Raw genomic sequence first — 26,099 nt, forward strand, 5'->3', positions numbered from 1 at the left:
CGCTATAAATAGCCCTTCTAACTTTTAATTATGATTTTTTATTCACGTTAACGTAGGCTGACGTACAGTTTAAAATCTTTTATTAAGGATAATGCTATGAAAATTAGCCGTTTGATACCCGTATTTAGCCTGTTATTAATTTTGTCTCCACTTGCCAATGCCGAATTTGAACGCAAGGTTGCTATTGATGAAAGTAGTACCAGTAGTCATAAAACTAAGATTAATGGGAAATCATTCGAGTACAGTGCAACAACAGGCACTCAGCCTGTTTGGGACGAAGAAGGCAACGCAACCGCCACACTTTTTTATACCTATTATCAACGCTCAAAAGTAAAAAATAGAGCAGCACGACCACTACTTATTTCATTCAATGGTGGCCCTGGTTCTGCATCAGTTTGGATGCATGTTGCTTACACTGGCCCTAAAGTACTTAATGTTGACAGTGAAGGTTTCCCATTGCAGCCATATGGCGTGAAAGCTAATGATTTTTCTATTTTAGACACTGCTGATATTGTTTTTGTGAACCCTGTTAATACTGGCTATTCGCGTATTTTGCCGAAAAAAGATGGCAAAATGCCAACAAAAGCAGAACAAAAGAAAATGTTTTTTGGTGTTAATGCCGACGTAAAATATTTAGCCGAATGGATAAACACCTTTGTCACTCGCAACAATCGTTGGCAATCACCGAAATACCTTATTGGCGAGAGTTACGGCACTACACGTGTTTCGGGCTTAGCTTTAGAACTACAATCGCGTCAGTGGATGTATTTAAACGGAGTCATATTAGTGTCGCCAACTGATATTGGAATTAAACGTGATGGACCAGTAAAAGCAGCGAATCGCTTACCCTATTTCACAGCAACCGCCTGGTACCATAAAGCGCTAGCTAAGAATCTACAAAATCAAGATTTACTCGATATATTGCCCGAAGTTGAGCAGTTTACTGTTGAAAAATATTTACCCGCTTTAGCCAAAGGTGGATTTATTTCTGCACCAGACAAACAAGCAATTGCTGAGCAAGTTGCAAAATATTCTGGCCTATCAGTTCAAGAAGTTTTACGTAACAATTTAGATATTGAAGCTTCATACTTTTGGAAAGAACTATTACGGAATCGCGAGCAAACAGTTGGGCGATTAGACTCTCGTTATTTAGGTATCGATGAAAAAGCAACGGGCAGTCGCCCAGATTACAATGCAGAATTAACCTCATGGCTACATAGCTTCACACCCGCAATTAATTACTATTTACGTGAAGAGCTAAATTATAAGACTGACATTAAATATAACATGTTTGGCAATGTTCATCCTTGGGACAGAAGCAAGAATAAAACTGGTGAAAACTTACGTCTAGCAATGGCACAAAATCCATACTTAAATGTCATGATTCAATCTGGTTATTATGATGGGGCAACCAATTACTTCGACGCTAAATATACCTTATGGCAGCTCGATCCAAGCGGTAAAATGCAAGATAGATTATCCTTTAAGGGTTATAGAAGTGGCCATATGATGTATTTACGTTATCAAGATTTAGAAGCAGCAAATCAAGACATTCGTCAGTTTATGCAAGCAACGTTACCTGATAAAAAAACGCCAGCAAAATACCCAAGCAAAAAATAGTCAAACTTCTTACTTATATAAGGTTATCGTACTAAAAAATTGCAGTAACCTTATTCACATACTTCTTAAAGCCACCTTTAACTGACACATTGAAGGTGATTAATTTTTTATCTTCGACTTTATCAACTAATCGGTGTTGCTAAATACAAATTGTACCTATATTATTATTATTAAAGGAATTAAGATGATGAATTCATGGAAGTTAATGACTTAGACACCGATATACTTATCATAGACGATAGTGCAACCAATATTCGTGTTGTTTCGAATATTATTCAGCCATTGGGCTGCAAAATTTTTGCCGCTAAATCAGGTCCACAAGCATTAAGTTTACTCACATCCTTTAAACCATCCCTCATTATTTTAGATATTCAAATGCCTGAAATGAATGGCTTTGAATGCTGTAAACGCATTAAGTCCGTCGCAAGTCGCACCGATATTCCCATTGTATTTCTTTCCGGCTCTCACGATGAAGCAGATCAGTTGCAAGCATCTGATTTAGGGGCTAGTGCGTATTTAACTAAGCCGTTTTGTGCGGATGAATTAATCAGTGTAGTTAAACGTTTCGCATAAAATTTTTTGTTTATTCAAAACCCACTAAAATATACATTCATGTATAGCGATATATTAATGTTGTGGTGCCATAGACGGTAAAGGGCTTCCATTCACCTGCGCTACTGTCTACATGGATATAGGTACTTAGTTTTTGTCGGGAACATAAAAACTGACCGTACATCCTGTACATAAAAAAGGCCGCTAATTAGCGGCCTTTATCGTTCAAGTTATTTAGATTTCATAGTTTATCACTTGATAGCCTAATGCTTCTAACTGCGGTCTTAACGTTTTTGCATCACCAACGACTACCATTAGCATTTGACTTAGATCTAAGTGTTTTTTCGCTAAGGCGTTAATCTCTTCTTTGCTTATATTTGCGACTATATTATTACGCTTTTCAACAAAATTAGCTGTTAAGTCATGCTCTAAAATTTGCGCTAGAAAGCCGAGTTTACTTCCTGGCGTTTCATACTTTAAGGCATCTTTTTGATTAATCGCATTACGCATAAATGCTAGCTCTTCATCACTAATGCCTTTATCAGCATAATTTTGAATTTCTTGAACAAATTCAACAATTGACTTATCAGTCACATCCGCTCTAACTTCGGCACTGGCGGTAAATGCACCAGAAAATTTATCACCATAGAAATAAGAGCGTGCACCATAAGTGTAACCCTTGTCTTCACGTAAATTTAAGTTAATACGGCTATTAAAAGCACCTCCTAAAGGGAAGTTCATCAAGTAAGTTCTATAGTATTCACCAATAATATCTTGAGTGAGCGCTCGCTTACCAATACGAATAGCTGATTGCGCAGCATTGTCTTTATTCACTAAATAAATAACACCCATTTTAGCTGTTGAGGCAGGCAACGTGAGCTCAAGCTTTTTCCCTTCACCACTGAGCGACTTGAAGATAGCTAACGATTTTATTACTTGGGTTTTGTCTAGATCTGACACCAAGATGATTTCGCTGTCGTTCGCGACCACTTGCTGCTGATAAAGCGCTTTAATATCAGCCAACTCAATATTAGCTAGTGACAACTCCGAACCTTGACCTGATGTAGCGGCAATATTATCTGCATGAAGCAATTGGCGATAAGCGGTAGAGGCTAAATAACCTGCATCTTTTTTACTATTAATAGCACCTTGAATGGCATTGTTTTTATTACGATCAAATTCACTTGCCAAAAATGCCGGAGCAGTAAGTTTTTCATAAACCAACGCTAATGTTGCATCCAAGTGTTTAGTTAAGGTATTTACGTTAACTGTTAAATAACGATTACCGGCATAAACTCCAACAGAAGCACCTAATTTTTGTAGCGCCTTACTCATATCCTCAGCACTACGCTTACGGGTAGACTCATTCAACAAAGCCGCTAGTAGTGATGCTGTACCGGCTTTTTCTTTACTTTCATAGTAATGGCCAGCAGGAATTTTTATTAGCAGAGATGTTGTTGGTGTTTCCAAGCTTTGGGTAGCAAGAATTTCCATACCGTTCGCAAAGCTTTCCTGCCACATTTTAGGTATTTCAACGGCTTTATTTTTCCCCGCTATTGGCACTATGCTACGGTCAAAATTATCATTCGCTTTACGGACTTGTAAATCAGCATCTGATGTGATTTTTTGCTCAGGAATTATACGCTCTTGTGGACTAAAATTGTCTTTCGCTGCCACAAGCTCTGGCTTGCCTTTCGGCACAATGCTCATAATAACGCCATGCTTATTTTTGATATACTTTTGAAAAACTCGCATAACATCGGCTTTCGTGACATTGGCATAACGCGTGATATCTTGCTCAATATAATTTGGATTACCTTTGAAAGTTTCATTGGCGGCGAGTTGACTCACTTTGCCAGCAACACTTTGTAAACCAAAAATAAAACCCGCTTCCATTTCGGCCTTCGCTTTAATTAAATCATCGTCTTCAACGCCGCGCGCTTCAAACTCAATCAAAGTATCACGAATAACTTTTTCCATATCGGCCAAGGTTTTGCCAGAAGCTGGATTGGGCAGCGCTAACAGGTTAAAAGTACAGGCCAATTCAGCACAAGGGTGACTGACAGAGGCTTGCACTGCTAATTGATTTTTCACTAAATTTTTATAAAGCAGCGATGTTTTCCCCCCCCCTAGAATACTTGAAAGCAAATCAAGCGGTGCTTCATCTTCATCTCGAACACTGACCGTTGGGTAAGACATATAAATTAACGGCAAATGAACATTGTCTTCTAGTGAAATATAGCGATCGGCAGCAATAGTAAAGCTTGGTTTTTCAGGCAGTTTGACTTCTGGGCCACGTGGAATACTACCGAAGTACTTATTTACCATTACCAAGGTTTTTTCAACATTGATATCACCACCAATAGTCAAAGTGGCATTGTTAGGGCCATACCAACGTAAGAAAAATGCTTTCAAATCATTAACATTAACGCGATTTAGGTCATCAATATAGCCAATTGTTTGCCAAGAGTACGGATGTCCAACAGGGTACATCGCTTGTGAAACACGCTCTCGTAATAGGCCGTATGGACGATTATCATAACTTTGACCACGTTCATTTTTTACTGTTTCACGCTGTACTTCGAATTTTTCTCGTGTAACTGCATCTACCAAAAATCCCATACGGTCAGCTTCAAGCCAAAGCATTTTTTCTAATTGGCTAGCAGGTACGGTTTGAAAATAGTTTGTACGATCACTATTCGTCGTGCCATTCATAGTACCGCCCGACTCAGTAACCATTTTAAAATGCTGATCATCACCAACATGTTCAGAGCCCTGAAACATCATATGTTCAAAGAAATGTGCAAAGCCTGATTTACCGATTTCTTCACGACCAGAGCCAACGTGATAAGTCATATCAACATGCACTAAAGGGTCTGAATTGTCTTGATGTAAAATTAGCGTTAAGCCGTTGTCCAACACATATTTTTGATATGGAATCACCGTTTTTCCTGCTTCTGATGCCACTTCCTCCACAAAAGTCATACCAGCAACAGGCGCCTTAGGCGTATTTATTTTTCCAATTTCAGTATTTTCACAGGCTACTAAGCAAGTTAGTAACAGCGGTAACGTCCATTTTTTCAAAACACTTTCCTCAATTTAATCGTACTACTACTTTAAGTTGTCATAATAATATCTATATTGATTACAAGCACAATAGCTTAGTTCTGCAATTGAGCTAGAGCTTTACATTTTTATGTAAAATTTCATGACATTTTACCGGAATTTATGACGATGGCTTTCCAATAACATAAATTTTGGGCAATAAAAAAGCAGCCAATGCTGCTTCTTTTATCGATACGCTGAAAAATCAATCTTCTTCAGTTGTTTCTACTGCTTCTTCAGTTTCTTTTTGCTCTGCTACTGGTTCGTGACCTTCGCCACCACATCCACCACAACATCCCATAATCATTCTCCGTTGTTTAAACCTACGATGATAATATCAGTTGAAAAAACCCAGTTATTGATCAAAATCACCTAAATGAAATTCACTTATATTACCTATTGATTAATAAAGAGTTAAATATTCAAATTTATTGACTTAATGACCTCATTGAAAAATAAACTTGCAAAAACACCAAAGTGATATCAAAATGATATCACTAAAAACAAATTACTGGAAAACGATATGTTTACAGAAAAAGAAGTAAAAGCACCAAACGGCATTGGCTTTATTGTTGTCCTATTTCTAGTACAACTTAGCGCTTTAAGCCTAACGATCTATTCTTTACCCAATAACCCAGCCCTAACAATACTGGGTTTAATAGCTAACATTGTGATTTTTATTGGATGGTTTGGTTTTTTTATGGTTAATCCAAAAGAAGGTCGTGTTTTACAACTTTTTGGCAAATATTCGGGCACGGTGCATTCATCAGGTTTGCGCTGGGCTAATCCATTTAATACCAAAATGCGCGTATCTCTTAGAGTCAGAAACTTCGAAAGTAGTAAATTGAAAGTGAATGACAAAAGCGGTAATCCAATTGAAATTGCCGCCGTAATTGTTTGGGAGGTCGTTGATACTGCTGAAGCTATTTTTCAAGTTGATGATTACGAAGACTATGTATCCATTCAAAGTGAGTCCGCATTGCGAAACCTAGCCACTAGCTATGCCTATGATCATCATGAAGAAGAAGGTATTTCTTTACGTAGTAACCCTATTGAAATTTCTGATGCATTAAAAGGCGAAGTACAAGACCGTCTAGGCAAGGCCGGTGTTAGAGTGATTGAAGCAAGAATTAGCCATCTGGCTTACGCACCTGAAATAGCCAATGCTATGCTACGTAGGCAACAAGCAATGGCTATTATCGCTGCTCGCACAAAAATTGTTGAAGGTGCTGTCGGCATGGTAGAAATGGCGCTACATAGTTTAGACGAACGGAATATAGTGGAGCTTGATGCTGAACGAAAAGCCGCAATGGTGAGCAACTTACTTGTCGTACTTTGCTCTGATGAAGCTGCACAACCTATCGTTAATGCTGGTAGTTTGTATTAAAATATACTCAAACCATTTGAGAATATATGGAGCTCGTTTTGTGCGAGCCCAAATACTACTTGGTATACCATTAATTAGAGGTTCATCGTGGCAAAGAAAGCATACCCATTACGTATAAACGAAGAAATATTGGCAGCTATGCAACGTTGGTCTGACGATGAATTACGTAGTTTAAATGCCCAAATAGAATATGTCTTACGAGACGCTTTGCGTAAATCAGGACGTAGTAAGCCCATGAAAATAGAAGCTATTATAGATCCAATCGATAAGGCAGAGTAAAAGTAATCGTGACAAGATACTTCATCAACTCTCAGGCCGAGCAGCATAATGTAATTTTATTACATCCTAGGTTTTTGAGGATGCTCTTATTTTTGTAACTCAGTAGTAACAGGCACTAAGAATTTACTTTTTCATAGATAAAAAAAAACCGAGAACTAGTGTTCTCGGCTTATAAGCTATGAGGAAAGCTAAAATATACAAATTATTACAACAAGCGTTCGTGTTAGGAACAAAACGATTATAGAGTAAGAACTCTAAGTTTGTAAAGGTAATTCTGTAGTTTTTTTACATCATATTTTTTTGTTATATTTTTCCAGCTTTCTGATAAAAGAAAATTCTGTATATGGAGTTATAGTGCGGTATTAATATTGAACTCAATTTATAGATAAGGAAACACTGAGTTTGAAGGCAATAATTTGTGATAAAAAAAGGCCTCAATCTAGAGGCCTATAAAAAATCACACCATGAAGGGGTCAATTGGTGCTAAATATTAGAACGTATAAGCCCTAAATAAATTTCAAGTGGCACTTAATAACCCCTTAAAGTTTTCTTAAACGTTAATGTGCTTGCTCCCAATTTTCACCTATACCAGCTTCTGCAATCAGTGGCACACTCATTTCAACCGCATTATTCATTATATCTACTAATTTAGCGGTAGTTTCTTCCACAATGTCTTGATGTATTTCAAAAACCAATTCATCGTGAACTTGCATAGTCATTTTGATACGAGGATCATTTTGTTCCAGTATCCATGCATCAACCGACAACATTGCCTTTTTAATGATATCGGCAGCTGTGCCTTGCATTGGCGCGTTAATCGCGGCACGTTCTGCCGCCTTTTTGCGCATACCATTTTTAGATTTAATGTCAGGTAAATAAAGTCGGCGACCAAATAACGTTTCAACATAGCCAGTGTCGCTAGCTTGCTGGCGAGTATCTTCCATGTATTGCGAAACATTTGGATAACGCTCAAAATACTTATCCATGTACTCTTGTGCGGTATGACGCGAAACATTTAACTGTTTAGCCAAGCCAAATGCTGACATGCCGTAAATCAAGCCAAAATTAACCGCTTTCGCACTACGACGTTGATCGCTAGTCACTTCATCTAATGGCACAGCAAATATTTCCGCTGCTGTAGCCTTATGAACATCTTTACCTTCAGAGAACGCTTTAACTAAGCCTGGGTCATCAGACAAGTGTGCCATTATTCTTAATTCAATTTGTGAATAATCTATCGCAACAATTTTATGATCTGTTGGTGCAATAAAGGCAAGACGAATTTTACGCCCTTCTTCACTTCTGATTGGAATATTTTGTAAGTTAGGATCGGTCGAAGATAAACGCCCTGTTGCTGTTACCGCTTGGTGATATGAGGTATGTACTCGATTCGTTTTAGGGTCAACCAGTAAAGGCAGTTTATCAGTATAAGTAGATTTTAATTTACTTAAGCCTCGATTTTCTAAAATCACTTTCGGTAACGGGTAATCAAGTGCTAACTCTTGCAACACTTCTTCTGCTGTCGAAGGCGCGCCTTTCGGGGTTTTCTTCAATACTGGAATTTTTAACTCTTCAAATAAAATAGTTTGTAGCTGTTTAGGAGAGCTAAGGTTAAAGCTTTTTCCGGCAATATTATGCGCTTCAATTTCTAGTTCAGATAAGCGAGTACCAATAGTATGACTTTGCTGATCTAACATATCGCAGTCAATCAAAACGCCATATTGTTCCATGCGAGCCAAAACAGGTAGTAATGGCATTTCTATCTCGTTAAATACTGAAAGTTGACTACTGCTTTTGGCTAGTTTTGGCATTATTGCTTGATGCAACCTTAGCGTAATATCAGCGTCTTCAGCGGCATAATGCCCTGCCTTTTCAATTTCAATTTGATTAAAAGTTAGCTGTTTCGCGCCTTTGCCGGCAATATCTTCAAAATGCACAGTTTTATAACCAAGGTACTTATCTGCCAAAGCATCCATATTATGGCGAGTAGCAACACTGTTTAAACAGTACGACTCAATCATGGTATCGAAAGTAATGCCTTTCATCGCAATATCATAATGAGATAAAACATTAGCGTCGTACTTTAAATTTTGTCCGACTTTATTTTGTGTTTCACTTTCTAGTAAAGGCTTAAGCTGGGCCAACACCCAGTCTCTGTCTAGTTGCTCTGGTGCGTCTTCATAATCATGTGCAACGGGTACATAAGCCGCTTTACCTACTTCAACTGAAAATGATAAACCTACCAATTCAGCTTTTTGGTAATCTACACTGGTTGTTTCAGTATCAAAGGCGAACACCTCTGAATTAGTCAGCTTATCTAACCAGCCTTGAAAATCAGCTTTGTTGAGTACAATGTCGTACTCAACATCAATATTACTTTCAGCGACTTCATCATCGCTACTATCTTCAACTTCCGCGCTATCGCTTTTCTCAGCTTTATCGCCATTATTTAAGTCAGCGAGCAATCGTCTTAGTTCATATTTTTCATATAATGCTTTCAAAGTTTCTAAATCGGCGCCAACAGGCTTTATTTCTTCTACCGATTGCTCAAGATCAACATCAAGCTTAATCGTTGCCAATTCAAACGACAGCGGTAATTGCGTTAAAGCTGAACGCAGATTCTCACCTACTTTACCTTTAATTTGATCAGCATTAGCCATCACTTCTTTTAACGTAGGGTAGGCGGTTAGCCATTTAACCGCAGTTTTAGGACCACATTTTTCTACCCCTGGAATATTATCAACCTTGTCACCCATTAAGGCTAAGTAATCAATAATTTGATCAGGACGAACGCCGAATTTTTCTACAACGCCCGCTTCATCCATTTCGACATTAGTCATGGTATTAATCAAACGCACGTGTTGGTTAACCAACTGCGCCATATCTTTATCACCGGTTGAAATAACCGTTTCCATACCTAATGCGGTCGCTTGATTAGATAAAGTGCCAATCACATCATCGGCCTCTACACCGCCAATAACTAAAAGTGGCAAACCCATTGCAGTAATAATTTCATGTAGTGGCGCAATCTGACTACGCAAATCATCCGGCATTGGCGGACGGTTAGCTTTATATTCTGGGTACATATCATTGCGAAAGGTTTTTCCTTTAGCATCAAAAATCACCACAACATTACCATTGGGATAGTCTTTTTTTAGACTTTTTAGCATATTCAATACGCCAGTTATAGCGCCAGTAGGTTGCCCGTCAGATGTCGACAAAGCTTGCAAATAAGGCACATGATATGCACGAAATAAGTAGGATGAACCATCGACTAAAATTAGCGGTGATTGGTCAGAAGTTGGCATGATAATTTTTTGACTAGAAGAAAGATTGGCTAAGCATGCCATAATCGGCAAATTCTCTCTAGCACTTCATTATATTTAGTCACATCAAATGACGAAAATTGTGGATAAGTGTGTTGAAAAGCGCGAATAAAGACTATAAAGAACTGCTGAACTTTACGTCAACCTAGCTACAAAGCATTGTAATAGTTAAAAAAATATACCTAGAGAATTGTTTTTATATATTTATTATTATTTTTTTATTATGTGGATAAATAAATATCTGTGCGTAATTTTATCTGTTCAATTAACGAACAATAAAATTTAGCGAGCTAAGAGATTAACAGAAAACAGTGCTATTACCAGACAATTATTAAATTATTTTTACAGTTTTATAACACCTTTAAATAACAAAAAAACATAAGCAAGATTTAGCAAGGGCTAGCACAATTATAGTAATCAAAATTTAGTTGCTTTTTTTATTTATCAAAAAAATTATAGAGCAAAAATAAAGATTTTTATTAATTAAGTTAATTGCCACAATTAGGGGAACCAGTTACATAAAAACAATCCAAATAAGTGCAACAGAAACACAATATGAAAAACCTAATTTTGCAATATTAGTGAGTAATTGATTCAAACTTTGCTTTTGTAAATAAAAACCCATTTTAATCGACTGATAGCTTGGTAATACCAACAAAATGGTTGTCAATAACAGCATTTTTGACACCTGCATGGCAACGACTGAATGAACAACGAGTGCCCCCACAATTAGTACTGCAAGTAAAGTTCTTGCCCTTCTATTTCCTACAACAACAGCTAAGGTGTGCTTTTCTGCTCGCCAATCTGTAGTAATATCTCTAATGTTATTGACTAACATAATGGCACAGCTATACAAACCTGCACTCGTTGCTAAACCAAAAGCTATTATTGAAATGGTGCCCGTTTGCAAGTAAAAGCTCCCAAGTACAGCCACCCAGCCAAAGAAAATCAATACGGTAACTTCACCTAAAGCATTCGATGCCAGTGGAAATGGTCCTGCGCTATAAGCAAAAACCCCTAAAAATGACAATATACCCAGTAATAATATCCAATAACCTCCCATGGCGATGAGGTATAGTCCCGATACGACAGCAATCGCGCATACCAATGCTAATGCAAGCTTTATCGCTGATGCTGAAATTAAACCTGATTGCACTGCTCTTATTGGGCCTAGCCTTTGCTCATTATCTACACCAGACAAACTATCAAAAAGATCATTAGCAAGGTTAACTGAAACTTGTAGCGATATAGCGCAAATCAACGCCGCAGCAAATATACCAAAGTGTATTTGAGTTTCACTTGTTGCCAATGATGTGCCTAATAAAATAGGGCCAATTGATGCCAGTAAGGTTTTGGGACGAATAGCTAGCCACCAGTTATTGAGATAATATTTCATTGTACTTATGTTTTATTTACTATTGAGGCCTTAACGTTATTAAGGTTATCTTACGTTGACATTAAATATCAAATAGGTTTTTATGCAAGAAGTTATATCTCAGGTATTACTACCCGTTGTACTCGCCGCGATTATGTTAGCGATGGGATTAAGCTTGTCGCTCAATGATTTCAAACGTGTTTTCCTTCACCCTAAAGTGACCCTGCTAGGGTTAATATTACAATTAGTATTATTGCCAGCTATTGCTCTTATTATTGCTTATAGCCTTTCTTTATCTCCCATAGCAAGTTCTGGCTTATTACTGCTCGCATTATGCCCAGGCGGAGCGACTTCAAATTTATTTAGCTATTTAGCCAAAGGCAATGTAGCGTTAAGTGTAACTTTAACAGCCATTACTAGCATTTTTATCCCTTTTAGCTTACCAATCATTTTTTCAATATATGTTGAATTTTTAGGCCGTGATCAACAAGTTTTTGTACTCCCACTCGTGATTGTTATTAAGAAGCTTTTTGTCGTTACGGTAATGCCTATACTTGCTGGAATGTTATTACGTTATCGCTTTAAAAAAACGGTTCTAAATTATGAAAAAATAATAAAACGAGTGGCAGCAGGCACGATGCTGACCATTGTCATTTTATTACTGTTAACCAATATGAAAGTAGTATTAGAAATGGCAACAGTTAATGGTATTGCTGTCCTATCTCTATGTTGCTTTTCGCTACTTATTACTTATGGTATTAGTACAATGATATTAACTAGCGCTAAGGATATAAAAACAATTGCTATCGAAGTGGGCGTACAAAATGCAGGCACCGCAATGATGGTTGCCTTTACAATTATAAATCAACCACAACTTGCCGTTATACCGTTAATGTATGGTCTATTAATGAATATTCCTGTATTTATCTTTGTATGGTGGGTACAGAGAAAATAAAAAAGTGGTTCAATTTAACTATGTATCTAGATCATTTGAAAATACAGCCTCAAATAACATGGGTACATAACAAAGAAGAGCATCAAACTCCTCTTTGTTAAGAGATTTTGGCCTTAAATTATTTTTTTGCATTCTTTAATACAAGCTTCACACGATTCCGCGCAAGCCTTGCAATTTTCGTGGGTATCAGCGTGTTTATTACATTCATCGGCACACACTTGGCACACATCAATACAAATTTTAGCCACAGCAACAAGTTGCGGTGATTCATAAGTCGCCATTTTCGCTAATGCTCGGCACATCACTATCATTTCATTAACCGTATCAGCACATTTCGCTAATGATGTATCACCCGTTTTAAATAATTCTATGCAGTGAGCTACACATTCATCACCATGTTGCGCACATTCATTTGCAATACTGATAATTGTCTTGTTAATTTTTGAAACATGATGATGGTGACTATGGTTTTTGCCTGCAAGTACGGGTGAAGCAGCTAATACCGCTGTTGTCGCTGCTAGACCTTTTAATAGATTGCGTCGTGAAACTGATTTCCGTGTGTTCTTAACTGTCATAAATTACTCCACTCTTAAAGCATCATTACCGCGTACTAACAATCAATGATTAATTTTTCGTTGTGATATTACTGAGATAAGCCTAACAATATAAAATTACATTATTGGCAGTACAATACAAAAATGATGCTTATCATATTATGTTAAGCACATAATATGAGCACTTATTACTTATATTGATAATAAATATTAATATCTCCAAAAGCACTCTAGTGATAGAGAGCATTAAATTAATGAGTAATTTTTTGCCAATTTATATCATCAAAGTACACAGGATAATCTTGTAATGCCTGAATGAGTAGAATTGCTCCATACTTTGGATTTTCGCTACCTTTCATTAAACCACTACCTTTCATAATTTTAGCAAGTAACAGATGTAACTGTGCGTCAGCCTGCGCTGGTAATTTACAGTGCTCAAACAAGTAGCTTAATTGCTGATCAACTTTATTTGCTAACATTAAGAATTGTTGCTTCGAGAATTTGTCATAATGAATATCATCAAGGTTAAGCATTAACATTTGGCGAATATTCGACATCCCCTTGTGCAAACTTTCATCAATTGACCACTTTTTCCCATGATCCAATTGTAATGTTTGCTTATTCATTGCATGGTGCTGATGTTCCTCTGCTGATACAAGTGTGCTTAACATCCCATTAAGCATTAGCATCGTTATCAATAAGTATTTTCTTGCACTCATGTTTGAACACCCTTTTCAGAAATTAAAAACGCTGTGTTTTACTAAAACACAGCGTCATCGACATAATCCTAACAACTTCAGAATTACATAGTAACGAATTCTTCCGCCGATGTAGGGTGAATGGCAACAGTATTATCAAAATCAGCCTTAGTAGCGCCCATTTTCATTGCCACAGCAAAACCTTGTAGTAATTCATCACTACCAAAACCAATACTATGTATGCCAACAATTTTTTCTTCTTTACCAACACACACTAACTTCATACGAGTTGGATCACGGTAATCTTCAGTGATTGCTTGGTATAAAGCAGTAAATTGAGATTTATAGACAGTCACTTGCTCTTCACCATATTCGGCAATCGCTTCTTTCTCTGATAAACCGACTGTACCAATTACTGGATGACTAAATACAACGGTTGCGATGTTCGAATAATCTAAATGTTCGTAAGGTTTATTGTTAAATAAACGTTCACACAAACGACGACCCGCCGCTACAGCAACAGGTGTTAGTTGTGCGCGTCCGGTGTTATCACCTACCGCATAAATGCCATCTACATTGGTATTTTGATACTTATCAGTTGGAATAAAGCCACGTTCATTAAGTTCAATGCCAGTAGCCTCGATATTAATGTTATCAGTTGCTGGTTCACGGCCAATTGCCCAAATTAAAGTATCAACAGGCCCAATCGATTTACCGTTTTCTAAATGAATCGTTAGCTTACCGTCAGCATGCTTTTCAACACGTATTGGTACACTCATAGTATGTAATGTTGGGCCATGCTTGGCCATTTGCTCTACCAAAGTATCACTAAGAATATCGTCAAAGCCACGTAATGGTTTCTCTTTGCGCACGAGTAAATGTGACTCACTACCTAATGCGTGCATAACGCCAGCAAGCTCCACAGCGATATAACCCGCACCAACAACGGCAACCTTCTCTGGTTGCTCAGTTAATGCAAAAAAGCCATCAGAATCAATACCGTGCTCTGCACCTTCAATATTAGGCCGGCTCGGACGCCCTCCGGTAGCAATGGTAATATGATCTGCGGTATATAAAACACCATCAACTTCCACGGTATTTTTATTAACAAATTTAGCAAAACCATTGATCACAGTAACATCATTACTGGCAAAGCCACGCGCATAAGCAGCATGAATACGTTCAATATAGGCTTCACGGTTTTTGACTAGTGTCCCCCAATCAAAACCTTGTAATCGCGCTTTAAAACCATAGTCATTAGCGTAATGCAAAGCATCAGCAATTTGCCCGGCATACCACATAGCTTTTTTAGGTACACAACCAACATTTACACAAGTACCACCAATGTGTTTAGCTTCAATAACAGCAGCTTTTTTACCTAAACGAGCCGCTCTATTTGCAGAAGCAATGCCACCACTACCCGCACCAATTGAAATATAGTCAAAATGTTGTGTCATGCTTATTACCTTATGTTCTTGTAATGTCGATGTATCTGTTAAATATAGATGAGTGCAAAATATAAAAAACCAACAGCTTGTATGATAAAAATTTAATTATAAATTAGCTTTAGAGTCAGACCTAAGCATTACGGCTTTAATTTCATCAGTATTTTCTTTTAATTTTTCTAAAAATTCATCAGCCAATAAAGGCTTATAGTAAAAGTAGCCTTGAATATAATGACACTGTCGGTCAACTAGATAATTTAATTGCTCTTTTGTTTCGACACCTTCAGCAATACAATACTTATTTAGACTTTTAGCTAATACGAGTGTTGCATCAACGATTGCTTCATCTGTTTTTTCAATACCGATGCCACTAACAAAGCTTCGATCAATTTTAATAATATCCAACGGCAGCTGTTTCAGATAACTCAATGATGAAAAACCTGTCCCAAAATCATCAAGTGAAAGTAAAACTCCCATTTCATGTAATTCATTCATGGTTTTAATCGCTTTTTCTGGTTCAAAAATAAAAGCACTTTCCGTTATTTCTATTTTCAATGCGTTCGCGGGTAATTCAAAGTAATCGAGCTGTTTTTTTATAGAAGAGATTAAATTTTTATCACTAAAGTGTTTTGCTGAAAAGTTAACGGACAAATAGAAATTAGGCCTTTCAGCACGCCATAATTTCAACTGTTTGAAACCCCGTATGATCGCTTGTTCGGTCATCGGAATAATAAGGCCCAACTCTTCCGCAAGGCCAATAAATTCTATAGGAGATACCACGGTATTATCATGACTCCAACGCATTAAAAGTTCAGCGCCAACTGATTTTCCTGTGTATGCATCAATAATTGGTTGATAAACATTAAAAAATTCTTCATTGGTAAAAGCGAGTTTTAAGTTTGTTTCCTTCGCAAGGCGCTGCTTTGCTTCTTTGTTCATATGCTCTGTAAAGAATTGGTAATTATTACGCCCTAATTGCTTTGCATGGTACATCGCAACATCAGAGTTTCTAAACAGTTCTTCTGAATCATCTGCATCATTCGGATATAACGAAATTCCAATGCTAGCACCAATGCTGACAACATTATTATTTAGTTTAAAAGGTTGCTGAACTAAATTAATAAACTTTTGCGCTATACCTGCAAGTTCATTTGCACTACGAAAACGTTCAAGTAGTGCAACAAATTCATCACCACCAATTCGAGCGAGAGTGTCGTCGGCTCGTAACGATGTTGATAAACGTTTAGACACTTCTTTTAGCAATAAATCACCACATTCATGTCCTAACGAATCATTTACTTGCTTAAATCGATCAAGATCGATAAAAAACAATGCAATCGGTTCTTTACTTCGGCGTGAAGACGCAGTCGCATGTTCAATACGGTCAAGTAACAAACTTCGATTAGGCAAACCCGTTAGGTGGTCGTAATTAGCCATAATACGTAGTTCATTTTCAGCAGTTTTTTGCGCCGAGATGTCCGTATAAACGCAAATAAAAAGTGTCTTTTGGTGCTCTATACTAGTACTAACACTGATATTAATAATGACATGATATTCTCTACCATTAGGGGCTTTAACTAATTCTTCACCACGCCAATAGCCTTGCTTTAATACTACAGGCAGCAATTTACGATAGTGTTCAATTCGACTCCTTGAAATACCAGGTATTCCCTTAGATAAGGCTAACTCCTCATTCGTCCAACCGAAAACATCAGACATTGACTTGTTTGCGCGACCAACTTCGAACGTTTCATCAAAAATTAACACCCAATCTCGTGTTTGCTCAAATGCAGCGCCATAATATTGAGCCCGCTCTTGAATAACTTTTGACTCCGTTATATTGCTATATGAACCTGTTACACGAGAAGGTAATCCGGACTTATCAAAAGCAACAATTTTGCCAACATCTCGATACCACGTCCAATGGGCATTAGCACACTTTAATCGATATACACATTCAAAAAAGCCTTCAGGATCAGCGTTAGCAATAAAGACTTGCCATTTGGCGACAAACTCATCCTGATCTTCAGGGTGAATAAATTCGACATGATGCGCAAAACTAATAGCGTAATTTTCTCTTTGATAGCCAAGCTCATCTACAAAACGCTTAGCAAAAATAATATCAGTATTCGCTGTCCAATCCCAAACATCACTATTACTCGCTGATAAGGCGAGCTGCAAACGATTCTCTCTATACTTAACTTCTTTATGGGCTTCAACAAGTTCATTTTGTCTCAATTGCCGACTTCTAAACCATAATGTTATTGCGATAATAAATATAACAACATAGAAGCTATACGCTAATGGCGATCGCCAAGGGGCATAGTTAACATTAAGTCGAATAAGAGCCGGAGGAGAATATTGCCCAGTGACGACTGATTTAACTTGCACTTTAAACGTGTGCTCACCAGAATCTAAACGCGGAAAAGTAACAAAATTGTGCAGAGTTTCAGGGAAAGATACCCCATCAATAAAGCCATATTTAAATATAGGGCTTTCAATATGCCCATAAGAAAAGCTACTGAAATCAATACGAATACCAAAATCATCATGCGCTAAGTTTATTTGATAATTATTTGGAAAAGTATGTGGAGTATTAAGAGGGCGAGATAACGTATCCACATTTACTATACTGACAGTATTGTTAACAGCATTGTTTTTATTATCAAGGGCGATGGGATCAAAAAAACTTACGCCAGAAATACCGCCATAAGCAAATCGACCATCTTGCAACTGATAAAAAGCTCCGGCATTAAACTCCGAGCTCGCTAAACCATCTAATTTAGTAAAACGGCGTATATTTTTATCAGCAGCGCGTAAGCGAAAGAGCCCTCCATGACTTGAAACCCATACATTGTCAGCGCTATCGACTTGCACGCCGTATACGTTCACATCAAGTATACTATTGTGCTCATTGAAAAAATATTTCACCTGATAGTCATCGGGAGTTATCGCTAATAATCCAACCTGTGAATATGAAAGCCAAATTAATCCATTGCTATCTTGAGCCCAGCGGTCAATATAGCTATAACCTGCCTTAGAAATATTTTCATGATGATATACTTGAGTTAGTTGCTGACTTACGTGGTTATACTGCCATAATGTATCGGTTGTAGAGATCAAAACATCATTGGGATTTTTTGAAAACGACGCCATAATATGCCAAACATATTCACTGTTAAAATAGTCTGGCAGGCCTGCTATTTTTTCCATTGCTCCCGTTCTTGCATGAACCTTATGAATACCTAGATCTGATATTACCCAAATATACTCACCTAAGCTTTCTATTGTTGCCCAGCCATCTTTTACTTCCAGCAGTTCTTCGGTCTTTTGAGGGAACTTCGGGTTGATTATTTTTTTCTTATCACCATCAAAAATTTTAATACCGCTTGCTGTCGACAGCCAGAGTCTTCCCAAATAGTCTTTTTCAATTTCATAGATATTACTTTTCGTAAAAGCCGATTTTTTCTGCTTATCCTCTATATATCGTGTAATAAGATTTTTTTCTACATCGATTAAATTAAGGCCCGCATCTGTACCTACCCATAACTTTTGATCTTCGGCTAATGCGATAGCATTAATATTACCATTGGATAAACTGTTTTCATTTGAATTATCATGCACATAGGTTGTTACTATTTCTGTTTTAGGATCCCATTTATATGCCCCTGAACTTTGCGAACCCATCCATAATTGACCATTATCATCAACTAACAAACTAATAATATTATCATCAGCGACTGACTGAAAATATTCACTGAATTTAAATAAGAACTCACTCTCTTGATTGCGAGGCCCCAGACGATATAGCCCTGAAGTTGTTGCAATATATATAATATTTTCAAAAGTGAGTAGTTGCCAAACTGAAATGTTTTCAATTTCTATATAATAAGAAAGATCAGACGTTTTACCCTGTAAAAATGCAACAACATCCTCATTAGAAACACTAAATACGCCATCATTGGTACCAAGATAATAGCGCCCGTTTATAAACGTAGCACTAAATACCTTGCCGCTTTCAGCCTGATTAAAACTAGTTCCTGAAAGATTACTATGTTCAATATTTGGAAATTTCTTTAACTTCTCTAGTGCCAAATCATAAACAAATAATCCTGCTCGACTAGCAAATAAGACCTGCTCATTAACAACACTCACGCTATATAAAGTATCGACATTGCTAAAATAATCAGAAAAATCAATACGCCGTTTTATGGATTTGGACACCGAGTCATAATGTAATGCTGTGTTTTCAGTAACAAACCAAAAATCATTGTTTTTCCTATCCTCAACAACCCGCCAAACATTAAGCCCTTTACTGTCTGAAGATGAGTCAATAATTAAGTCATATTCACTACTTTCAGGGTCATAGGTATACAGTCCCTTATCAAACAGCGCTATCCAGACTACACCATCACTAGCAACATAAAGATGATTAACACTATATTTATGAAAATCTTCGTTTGGGCCTAATAAGGTAGAAAAGGTATAGCCATCATAAATATTAATACCATTTTCAGTACCGAACCAAAGATAACCTTGTTTATCTTGTGCTAACGCCATAACACTTGCTTGAGATAAGCCATCTTCAACAGTAATGTGATCTAAAACAATGTTGTTAATCTTGGCGCTTACCGCAAAAGTAAAGCAGCATAAACAGATTAAAGTGATGAAAGGGAATCGTAGGATACACAGCATACTTTTTAAAAACTCAACTTAGTAACAACTAAACTACAAACTTATATGTAACAAATACATAATAAATTTAGTATGGCACTTAAAATATTAAAAAAAATAATTTAAACAAGAAAAGTGACAATATTTACAGTTATTTTAGTGTCAGCATAAACTTTATAATTTAGCTAACCGCAATAGAGTCTTACATCGTCACTTGAATTTAATAATTCTGCCCAAATCTATGTTTTATAATTACTGACTCAGTTGTACCAACTATGACAAATCCATTGTTACAAAACACCCAACTTCCGCAATTTTCTAAAATCAAACCAGAACATATTAAGCCTGCAGTTGAAGAAGCTATAGCAAACTGTAAAACAGCTATTGCTGATGTGCTTGCTAGCAACATTCAGTTTACTTGGGAAAACTTAGTTACACCTATTGATGAAGTTGATGACGTATTAGGTAAACTTTGGTCTCCGGTTTCACATATGAATTCAGTGGTCAATAGTGATGAGCTGCGTGAAGCTTATGAATCATGTTTACCACTTTTATCTGAATACGGTACTTTTGTTGGTCAGCATTCCGGGTTATTTGCTGCCTACCAACAATTGAGTGAAAGTAATGAATTTAAAGAATTAACGACTGCTCAACAAAAAGTTATCACCAACGCCTTAAGAGATTTCAAATTATCAGGTATTGCACTTAACGAGCAAGACCAAAAACGTTACGGTGAAATTGCCACACGCTTATCCGATTTAAGCTCTACATTTGGTAATAACTTACTTGATGCCACTGAAGCCTTTAGCGTCAATGTAACAGATGAAGCTGAATTATCTGGCTTGCCAGAAAGCGCTAAAGAAGCAGCAAAAGCATTGGCACAATCACAAGAGAAATCAGGCTGGTTATTTACCTTAGATATTCCAAGCTACTTACCGGTAATGACTTATAGCGACAATAGCGAATTACGTGAAAAAATGTATCGCGCCTTTGTTTCACGTGCTTCAGATATTGGTCCAAATGGTGGTGAATACGACAATAGCCCAATTATGGCTGAGCTATTGTCACTACGTCATGAGCTTGCTCAACTGCTAGGTTTTGATAACTTTGCAGAAAAGTCATTAGCAACAAAAATGGCCAACAATACTAGTGAGGTTATCGGCTTTTTAGAAAACCTTGCCGTAAAGTCTAAATCACAAGGCCAGCAAGATTTAGCTGAAGTACGAGCTTTTGCTGAAGAGAAGTTTCAGCAAAGTGATTTACAAGCCTGGGATTTACCTTATTTCAGCGAAAAATTAAAGCAAGAACGCTACGCTATTTCTGATGAAGAACTACGCCCTTACTTCCCAGAAAACAAAGTTGTGGCGGGCTTACTTGAAGTTGTACATCGTTTATTCGGCTTAAATATTACCGAACGACAAGACATAGACACCTGGCATAAAGATGTAAAATTCTTTGATGTTTTTGATAAAAACCAGCAATTGCGCGGTAGCTTTTATCTAGATTTATACGCTCGTTCAAAGAAACGTGGCGGTGCATGGATGGATGATTGTGTTGGCCGACGCGAGCTAAGCAATGGCGACATTCAATATCCTGTTGCCTACTTAACCTGTAACTTTAACGGCCCTGTTGGTGATAAACCGGCATTATTCACTCACGATGAAGTCGTTACCCTATTTCATGAATTTGGTCATGGTATTCACCACATGCTAACGCAAATAAACGCTGCGGGTGTTTCGGGTATTAACGGCGTGCCATGGGACGCTGTTGAATTACCAAGCCAATTTTTAGAAAATTGGTGCTGGCAGCCAGAAGCACTGGCTTTTATTTCTGGTCATTACCAAACAGGTGAAGCATTACCGCAAGCCATGCTAGACAAAATGTTAGCGGCGAAAAATTTCCAATCTGCCATGCAAATGATCCGTCAACTTGAATTCAGCTTATTTGATTTCAAAATGCATGCGCAATATTCACCAGAAAAAGGCGACGAAATTCAACAAGTACTCAACCAAGTACGCGATGATTATTCAGTAGTAAAAGCGCCAGAATTTAACCGCTTTCAGCATAGCTTTGGCCATATATTTGGTGGCGGTTATTCAGCTGGTTACTACAGCTACAAATGGGCTGAAGTGTTATCAAGTGATGCTTTTTCTCGCTTTGAAGACGAAGGTATATTCAATCAACAAGTTGGCAACGACTTTTTAACTAACGTGTTAGAAATGGGTGGTTCAAAAGAGCCAAGCGAACTTTTCAAAGCCTTTAGAGGCCGCGAACCAGAAATTGATGCATTATTACGCCACAGCGGTATCACAGGATAATATTGATGGCTTTAGAAAAGGTTGATGACATTTATCAACGCGCCGCTGCTCGTAAAGGTGGCGTAGCGAAACTCAACTTGTTACTGGGTGAAGGCAAACAAGATCATTTGTTGCCCGAACTTGGCGACGATAGAATATTAGCGGAATTCACTAAAAAAATATTCCAGTCTGGTTTTGTGTGGCGCGTGGTAGAAAATAAATGGCCTAACTTTGAAGACAGCTTTTTCAATTTCAATATTGAAAAAATATTAATGATGCCAGAAGAAATGATGGAACGTAAAGCTAGCGATCCGGCAATAATTCGTAACTTTAATAAAGTAAAAACCATTAAAGCTAACGGCCAAATGATATTTGAGGAAAGCCAGAATGGTCATAGCTTTGCTGAATTTATTGCCCAATGGCCAAGCGATAACATTATTGGTTTATGGGCGCACTTGAAAAAGCACGGACAACGCCTTGGCGGTAATACTGGCCCTTATGCCTTAAGAACTTTGGGTAAAGACACCTTTATTTTAAGCCGCGATGTTGAAGCCTACTTCCGTGCCCATGATACTATCAGCGGTGGTATTCAAACTAAATCTAGCTTATCAGCTATTCAAAATAGTTTTAATAGCTGGCAACAGCAATGTGACCTGTCACTCGGACAGTTAAGCCGCCTTATTGCCTATGCTACTGGTGATAACTATGTTCATGTAGAAGAAATTGCTAATGATAAATAATATTGCCGTTGCCTATGTTGATTCCGTTGATACGGAAAAAGCTAAAAAAATAGCCAAACAATGGCAACTAAACTATATCGGCGATATTGCAGCAATCAAAAATCATCCCGAGCTGTTGTTTGCTTTGCAAGTGAATATGCAACGCTTAGAACTAAGTAAACTAGACGAGCCAAAATTAGGCGCAATTTGTGTAGATTTTGTTGATGGAGCAACCGCCCATCGTCGCAAATTTGGTGGTGGCCGTGGTCAAGACATTGCCAAAGCTGTCGGCTTAAAACATGGTTTCACCCCTAACGTGCTCGATGCCACCGCAGGCTTAGGGCGAGACGCGTTTGTATTGGCCACTTTAGGCTGTAATGTCACCATGATGGAACGTATGCCCATTGTCGCGGCATTGCTTGAAGATGGCTTAGCAAGAGCAAAGCTAAGCACAGAAATTAATGATATTACCGACAGAATGAGTTTAATTAATTCTTCTTCTATCGAGAATATGAATTTAGCAATAGCGCCTGACGTTATTTACCTCGACCCTATGTATCCACACCGAGAAAAATCTGCCGCAGTTAAAAAAGAAATGCGCGTATTTCAATCGCTTGTCGGTGAGGATCTTGATGCCGATAACTTACTCGCGCCAGCTATAGCATTAGCCAAGTATCGCGTAGTCGTAAAACGCCCAAGTTATGCCCCACCTTTAGACGGCAAGAAACCATCAACCAGTATTAACATGAAAAAGAACCGTTTTGATGTTTATGTTAATCAAGCGATCCCAAAGAAAAGTTAATCACTTACCTGTATTACTTTATTAGCACTGGCAATAAAGTTGTCATATTAGTGTCATGCAACCGTAACCTAACTGTCACATAAAAACGTGAAAATTCAGCATCTTTTGAATGCGTTAGTGACAGGGTTGGATGCCAGTGCGAGTTTCAAGTTTTTCAAAAATATCCGTGGTAGCGATCAGCCTATTTGCTATCGTTTTTTTGACGACTATGTATCATGTTGGCAATTCTTTAACGGCAAGCAAAGCGCACCTATCTAGTTATCAAAAACTTAAGTCAGCAACCACGGTAAACTTCTACCGCACGATTTCGCAGTATTTACAATCTGGTGATGCCGGGTTACTCACCCCTGCCCAACAACAATTAACCGATATTGATGAGCTCGCTAAACAATTAAATTTGCAAAAATTGAGTAAAGATATTGCGCAAAAAACTGCAAAACTAAAAAATGATATTAAGACGAAATATCGTGCCTTAGGTAAACTCAGTGGTGATCCGTTAGCACTCATTCACAATGCTGAACAAAGCATGCTGTCCGTTAACCACGCCATTGCACAGTACGCTCAACAAAGCGTAAAAATCACTAGCGAAGAAAAAATTACTTACCTAGTCTTAGTACATAAAATTTCAGCGAGCTTGAATGAATTAATTAGCGCCCGAGAAAAGTATTTCTCAGGCAACCTAAACAATAAAGGCCGCATCAATACCATATCTAACGAACTAAACACCTTGACACAACAACTAAGCCGACTGCCAAGTTTAGCCATTTATGCGGAAGTAGATGAGGATGATTTTTTTGCTGACGAAGAAGATAGCGAAGACCTTGCTGATGAGGAAATTAGCGAAATTAATTCTCTAGCCGGCCGTTATATTAACGAACTAGAGAATACCTTAGCACTTGGTGATAGCAACAAAGCTGGCATCAAACAGTTAATCAATGATGTCGCTGAACTTGAACAAATCATTCTCACAGGTGAAACTCATGTCATCGAAGAACAAGAAGCCTTAAATCAGCAATTAATGCAGGTTGTTAGCGCATTAACAACATTTTTAATCGTCTTCCTAGTCGCTAATTACTGGCTACAAAGATCGGTTATTTTAAATCCTTTACGTAAGCTGCGTGACAGCTTCGTTGCTTTGGTTGAACAAGGAAAAGTAGATAACATTGAAGGCATTTCAGTAAAAACAGAACTAGGTGAAATTTCCTCTAGCTTTAATCAAATGGTCAATAAATTAGCCAACGATGATCGTCAAAAGTCACATCAATTAGATTTGGTTGCCAAAGCATTAAAAGCCATGGATAGCCAAGTAAAAAATATCTATCAATCCTCAACAAGTACCAGTGAGCATGTACAAGGTGCACGAGGTATTATGTCAGCGCTAGGGCAAGCAACGGAAACGGTGAATGACTTATCAAGCCAAGTGGTTGGCAATGCGCAAGCGACCCAACAGGCGATGGAAGCCAGTCAAAGTCGTGTTGTACAAGTGCTTGAAGCGAGTGAATCGACCAATATCGCTGCACAGCAAAGTAAAACGGCAATTACCTCACTATCACAATCGGTAAATAGCGTTACTACTATTGTCGACGTTATTGCGGCTATTGCTGATCAAACAAACTTATTAGCGTTAAATGCAGCCATTGAAGCAGCACGAGCAGGTGAGCATGGCCGAGGCTTTTCGGTAGTGGCTGATGAAGTCAGACAACTAGCAGGTAAAACTCAGCAATCGCTACAACAAATCTCCGCCAAACTTGAGCAATTACAAAATGCGACTAACTCTATACAAACGACAATTTTTGATATAGAGACCGCATCGACAAATCAACGAAGTATTGCTGATGAGCTGCAAAAAACAGCGATTGAAGTGACTGGGCAAGCCAAAGTTTCAGCTGAAGTGGCATTAAATACTTTAGAACAAATCACTTTACAGCGAAAACATTTCATTACCTTTGAAACCGCAATGACTAATGTCGACCAAGAAGTAAGTCAATCACAAAAGTTAGCAGAAACCATCGCATACGATGTCAACAATCATGTTTCAGGTATTAGTGAAACACTTAAGCACGCTAGTTAGTTTTTCACACTGGGTCATCCATACGTTCAACTGAATTCATCACGATATAATTAATAGAAAAGTTGTTAGGCTAGTATCAATATGGCAGAATCTTTGGTGAAACTAACGGGGGTATGCGTGAATTTATCCATATTATCGATAGACCAAGAGCTACTTGTAAAGGTTGTGCTCATGCTGTAATGGCTTATGTAACGCCGTCAAAGCCTTTTCTTGTTTACCCCGTACTAACTAACACAACTA

16 protein-coding genes are annotated in these 26,099 nt (G+C 37.8%); 9 read left to right on the forward strand and 7 right to left on the reverse strand.

Annotated features, from left to right (window positions below; genetic code table 11):
• The first annotated feature begins 96 nt into the window (after nucleotides 1-96).
• Both B7C41_RS18920 and B7C41_RS18925 read left to right on the forward strand, forming a co-directional pair.
• Nucleotides 97-1,620, forward strand: coding sequence for a S10 family peptidase (locus B7C41_RS18920; protein WP_085300537.1), 1,524 nt, complete (start codon nucleotides 97-99; stop codon nucleotides 1,618-1,620).
• A gap of 195 nt (nucleotides 1,621-1,815) precedes the next feature.
• On the forward strand, nucleotides 1,816-2,193 hold the full coding sequence (locus tag B7C41_RS18925; RefSeq protein ID WP_085300538.1) for a response regulator: 378 nt from the start codon (nucleotides 1,816-1,818) through the stop codon (nucleotides 2,191-2,193).
• 213 nt (nucleotides 2,194-2,406) lie between these two features.
• Here the strand turns inward: B7C41_RS18925 and B7C41_RS18930 are convergent, their stop codons facing one another.
• Nucleotides 2,407-5,256: a M16 family metallopeptidase gene (locus tag B7C41_RS18930; protein WP_235839788.1), complete on the reverse strand. Its 2,850-nt coding sequence runs from the start codon at nucleotides 5,254-5,256 to the stop codon at nucleotides 2,407-2,409.
• A gap of 544 nt (nucleotides 5,257-5,800) precedes the next feature.
• Here B7C41_RS18930 and B7C41_RS18935 point away from each other — a divergent pair.
• Both B7C41_RS18935 and B7C41_RS18940 read left to right on the forward strand, forming a co-directional pair.
• Nucleotides 5,801-6,664 carry an SPFH domain-containing protein gene (locus tag B7C41_RS18935; RefSeq protein ID WP_085300540.1) on the forward strand — a complete coding sequence of 288 codons (864 nt, stop codon included), beginning with the start codon at nucleotides 5,801-5,803 and terminating at the stop codon, nucleotides 6,662-6,664.
• Between the two features lie 84 nt (nucleotides 6,665-6,748).
• A complete protein-coding gene (locus B7C41_RS18940; RefSeq protein ID WP_143764481.1) occupies nucleotides 6,749-6,943 on the forward strand; it encodes an Arc family DNA binding domain-containing protein in 195 nt (64 codons plus the stop codon).
• A 557-nt stretch (nucleotides 6,944-7,500) separates the two neighbouring features.
• On the opposite strand, the gene polA is transcribed toward B7C41_RS18940, so the two are convergent.
• Both polA and menA read right to left on the reverse strand, forming a co-directional pair.
• Nucleotides 7,501-10,251 (reverse strand): DNA polymerase I, encoded by a 2,751-nt coding sequence (polA, locus tag B7C41_RS18945; RefSeq protein ID WP_085300605.1) that lies wholly within the window; start codon nucleotides 10,249-10,251, stop codon nucleotides 7,501-7,503.
• Nucleotides 10,252-10,783: 532 nt separating this feature from the next.
• Nucleotides 10,784-11,665: a 1,4-dihydroxy-2-naphthoate octaprenyltransferase gene (menA, locus tag B7C41_RS18950; RefSeq protein ID WP_085300542.1), complete on the reverse strand. Its 882-nt coding sequence runs from the start codon at nucleotides 11,663-11,665 to the stop codon at nucleotides 10,784-10,786.
• Nucleotides 11,666-11,747: 82 nt separating this feature from the next.
• Between menA and B7C41_RS18955 the strand changes: the two genes are divergently transcribed.
• On the forward strand, nucleotides 11,748-12,599 hold the full coding sequence (locus B7C41_RS18955) for a bile acid:sodium symporter family protein (RefSeq protein ID WP_085300543.1): 852 nt from the start codon (nucleotides 11,748-11,750) through the stop codon (nucleotides 12,597-12,599).
• 113 nt (nucleotides 12,600-12,712) lie between these two features.
• On the opposite strand, the gene B7C41_RS18960 is transcribed toward B7C41_RS18955, so the two are convergent.
• The 4 genes from B7C41_RS18960 to B7C41_RS18975 all read right to left on the reverse strand — a co-directional run bounded on the left by B7C41_RS18960 (nucleotide 12,713) and on the right by B7C41_RS18975 (nucleotide 19,991).
• The gene (locus B7C41_RS18960) at nucleotides 12,713-13,174 is read right to left on the reverse strand and encodes a four-helix bundle copper-binding protein (protein ID WP_085300544.1); all 462 of its coding nucleotides are present in this window, start codon (nucleotides 13,172-13,174) and stop codon (nucleotides 12,713-12,715) included.
• 230 nt (nucleotides 13,175-13,404) lie between these two features.
• The gene (locus B7C41_RS18965; RefSeq protein ID WP_085300545.1) at nucleotides 13,405-13,872 is read right to left on the reverse strand and encodes a hypothetical protein; all 468 of its coding nucleotides are present in this window, start codon (nucleotides 13,870-13,872) and stop codon (nucleotides 13,405-13,407) included.
• 83 nt (nucleotides 13,873-13,955) lie between these two features.
• Nucleotides 13,956-15,308 (reverse strand): glutathione-disulfide reductase, encoded by a 1,353-nt coding sequence (gene gorA / locus B7C41_RS18970; RefSeq protein ID WP_085300546.1) that lies wholly within the window; start codon nucleotides 15,306-15,308, stop codon nucleotides 13,956-13,958.
• A gap of 96 nt (nucleotides 15,309-15,404) precedes the next feature.
• Nucleotides 15,405-19,991, reverse strand: a complete 4,587-nt coding sequence (locus B7C41_RS18975; protein ID WP_085300547.1) for an EAL domain-containing protein — start codon at nucleotides 19,989-19,991, stop codon at nucleotides 15,405-15,407.
• Nucleotides 19,992-20,245: 254 nt separating this feature from the next.
• On the opposite strand from B7C41_RS18975, the gene prlC reads away from it, so the two are divergent.
• From prlC to B7C41_RS18995, 4 genes are all read left to right on the forward strand, one after another.
• Nucleotides 20,246-22,288, forward strand: coding sequence for an oligopeptidase A (gene prlC / locus B7C41_RS18980; protein ID WP_085300548.1), 2,043 nt, complete (start codon nucleotides 20,246-20,248; stop codon nucleotides 22,286-22,288).
• Between the two features lie 5 nt (nucleotides 22,289-22,293).
• The gene (locus B7C41_RS18985) at nucleotides 22,294-23,007 is read left to right on the forward strand and encodes a DNA-3-methyladenine glycosylase I (protein ID WP_085300549.1); all 714 of its coding nucleotides are present in this window, start codon (nucleotides 22,294-22,296) and stop codon (nucleotides 23,005-23,007) included.
• The gene (locus tag B7C41_RS18990; RefSeq protein ID WP_085300550.1) at nucleotides 22,997-23,788 is read left to right on the forward strand and encodes a class I SAM-dependent methyltransferase; all 792 of its coding nucleotides are present in this window, start codon (nucleotides 22,997-22,999) and stop codon (nucleotides 23,786-23,788) included. The genes B7C41_RS18985 and B7C41_RS18990 overlap by 11 nt, the downstream gene beginning before the upstream one ends.
• Nucleotides 23,789-23,924: 136 nt before the next feature.
• The gene (locus tag B7C41_RS18995; RefSeq protein WP_158089165.1) at nucleotides 23,925-25,859 is read left to right on the forward strand and encodes a methyl-accepting chemotaxis protein; all 1,935 of its coding nucleotides are present in this window, start codon (nucleotides 23,925-23,927) and stop codon (nucleotides 25,857-25,859) included.
• The last annotated feature ends 240 nt before the right edge of the window (nucleotides 25,860-26,099 follow it).

It is taken from the genome of Cognaticolwellia mytili (genome assembly GCF_002104475.1).
Lineage (GTDB): Bacteria > Pseudomonadota > Gammaproteobacteria > Enterobacterales > Alteromonadaceae > Cognaticolwellia > Cognaticolwellia mytili.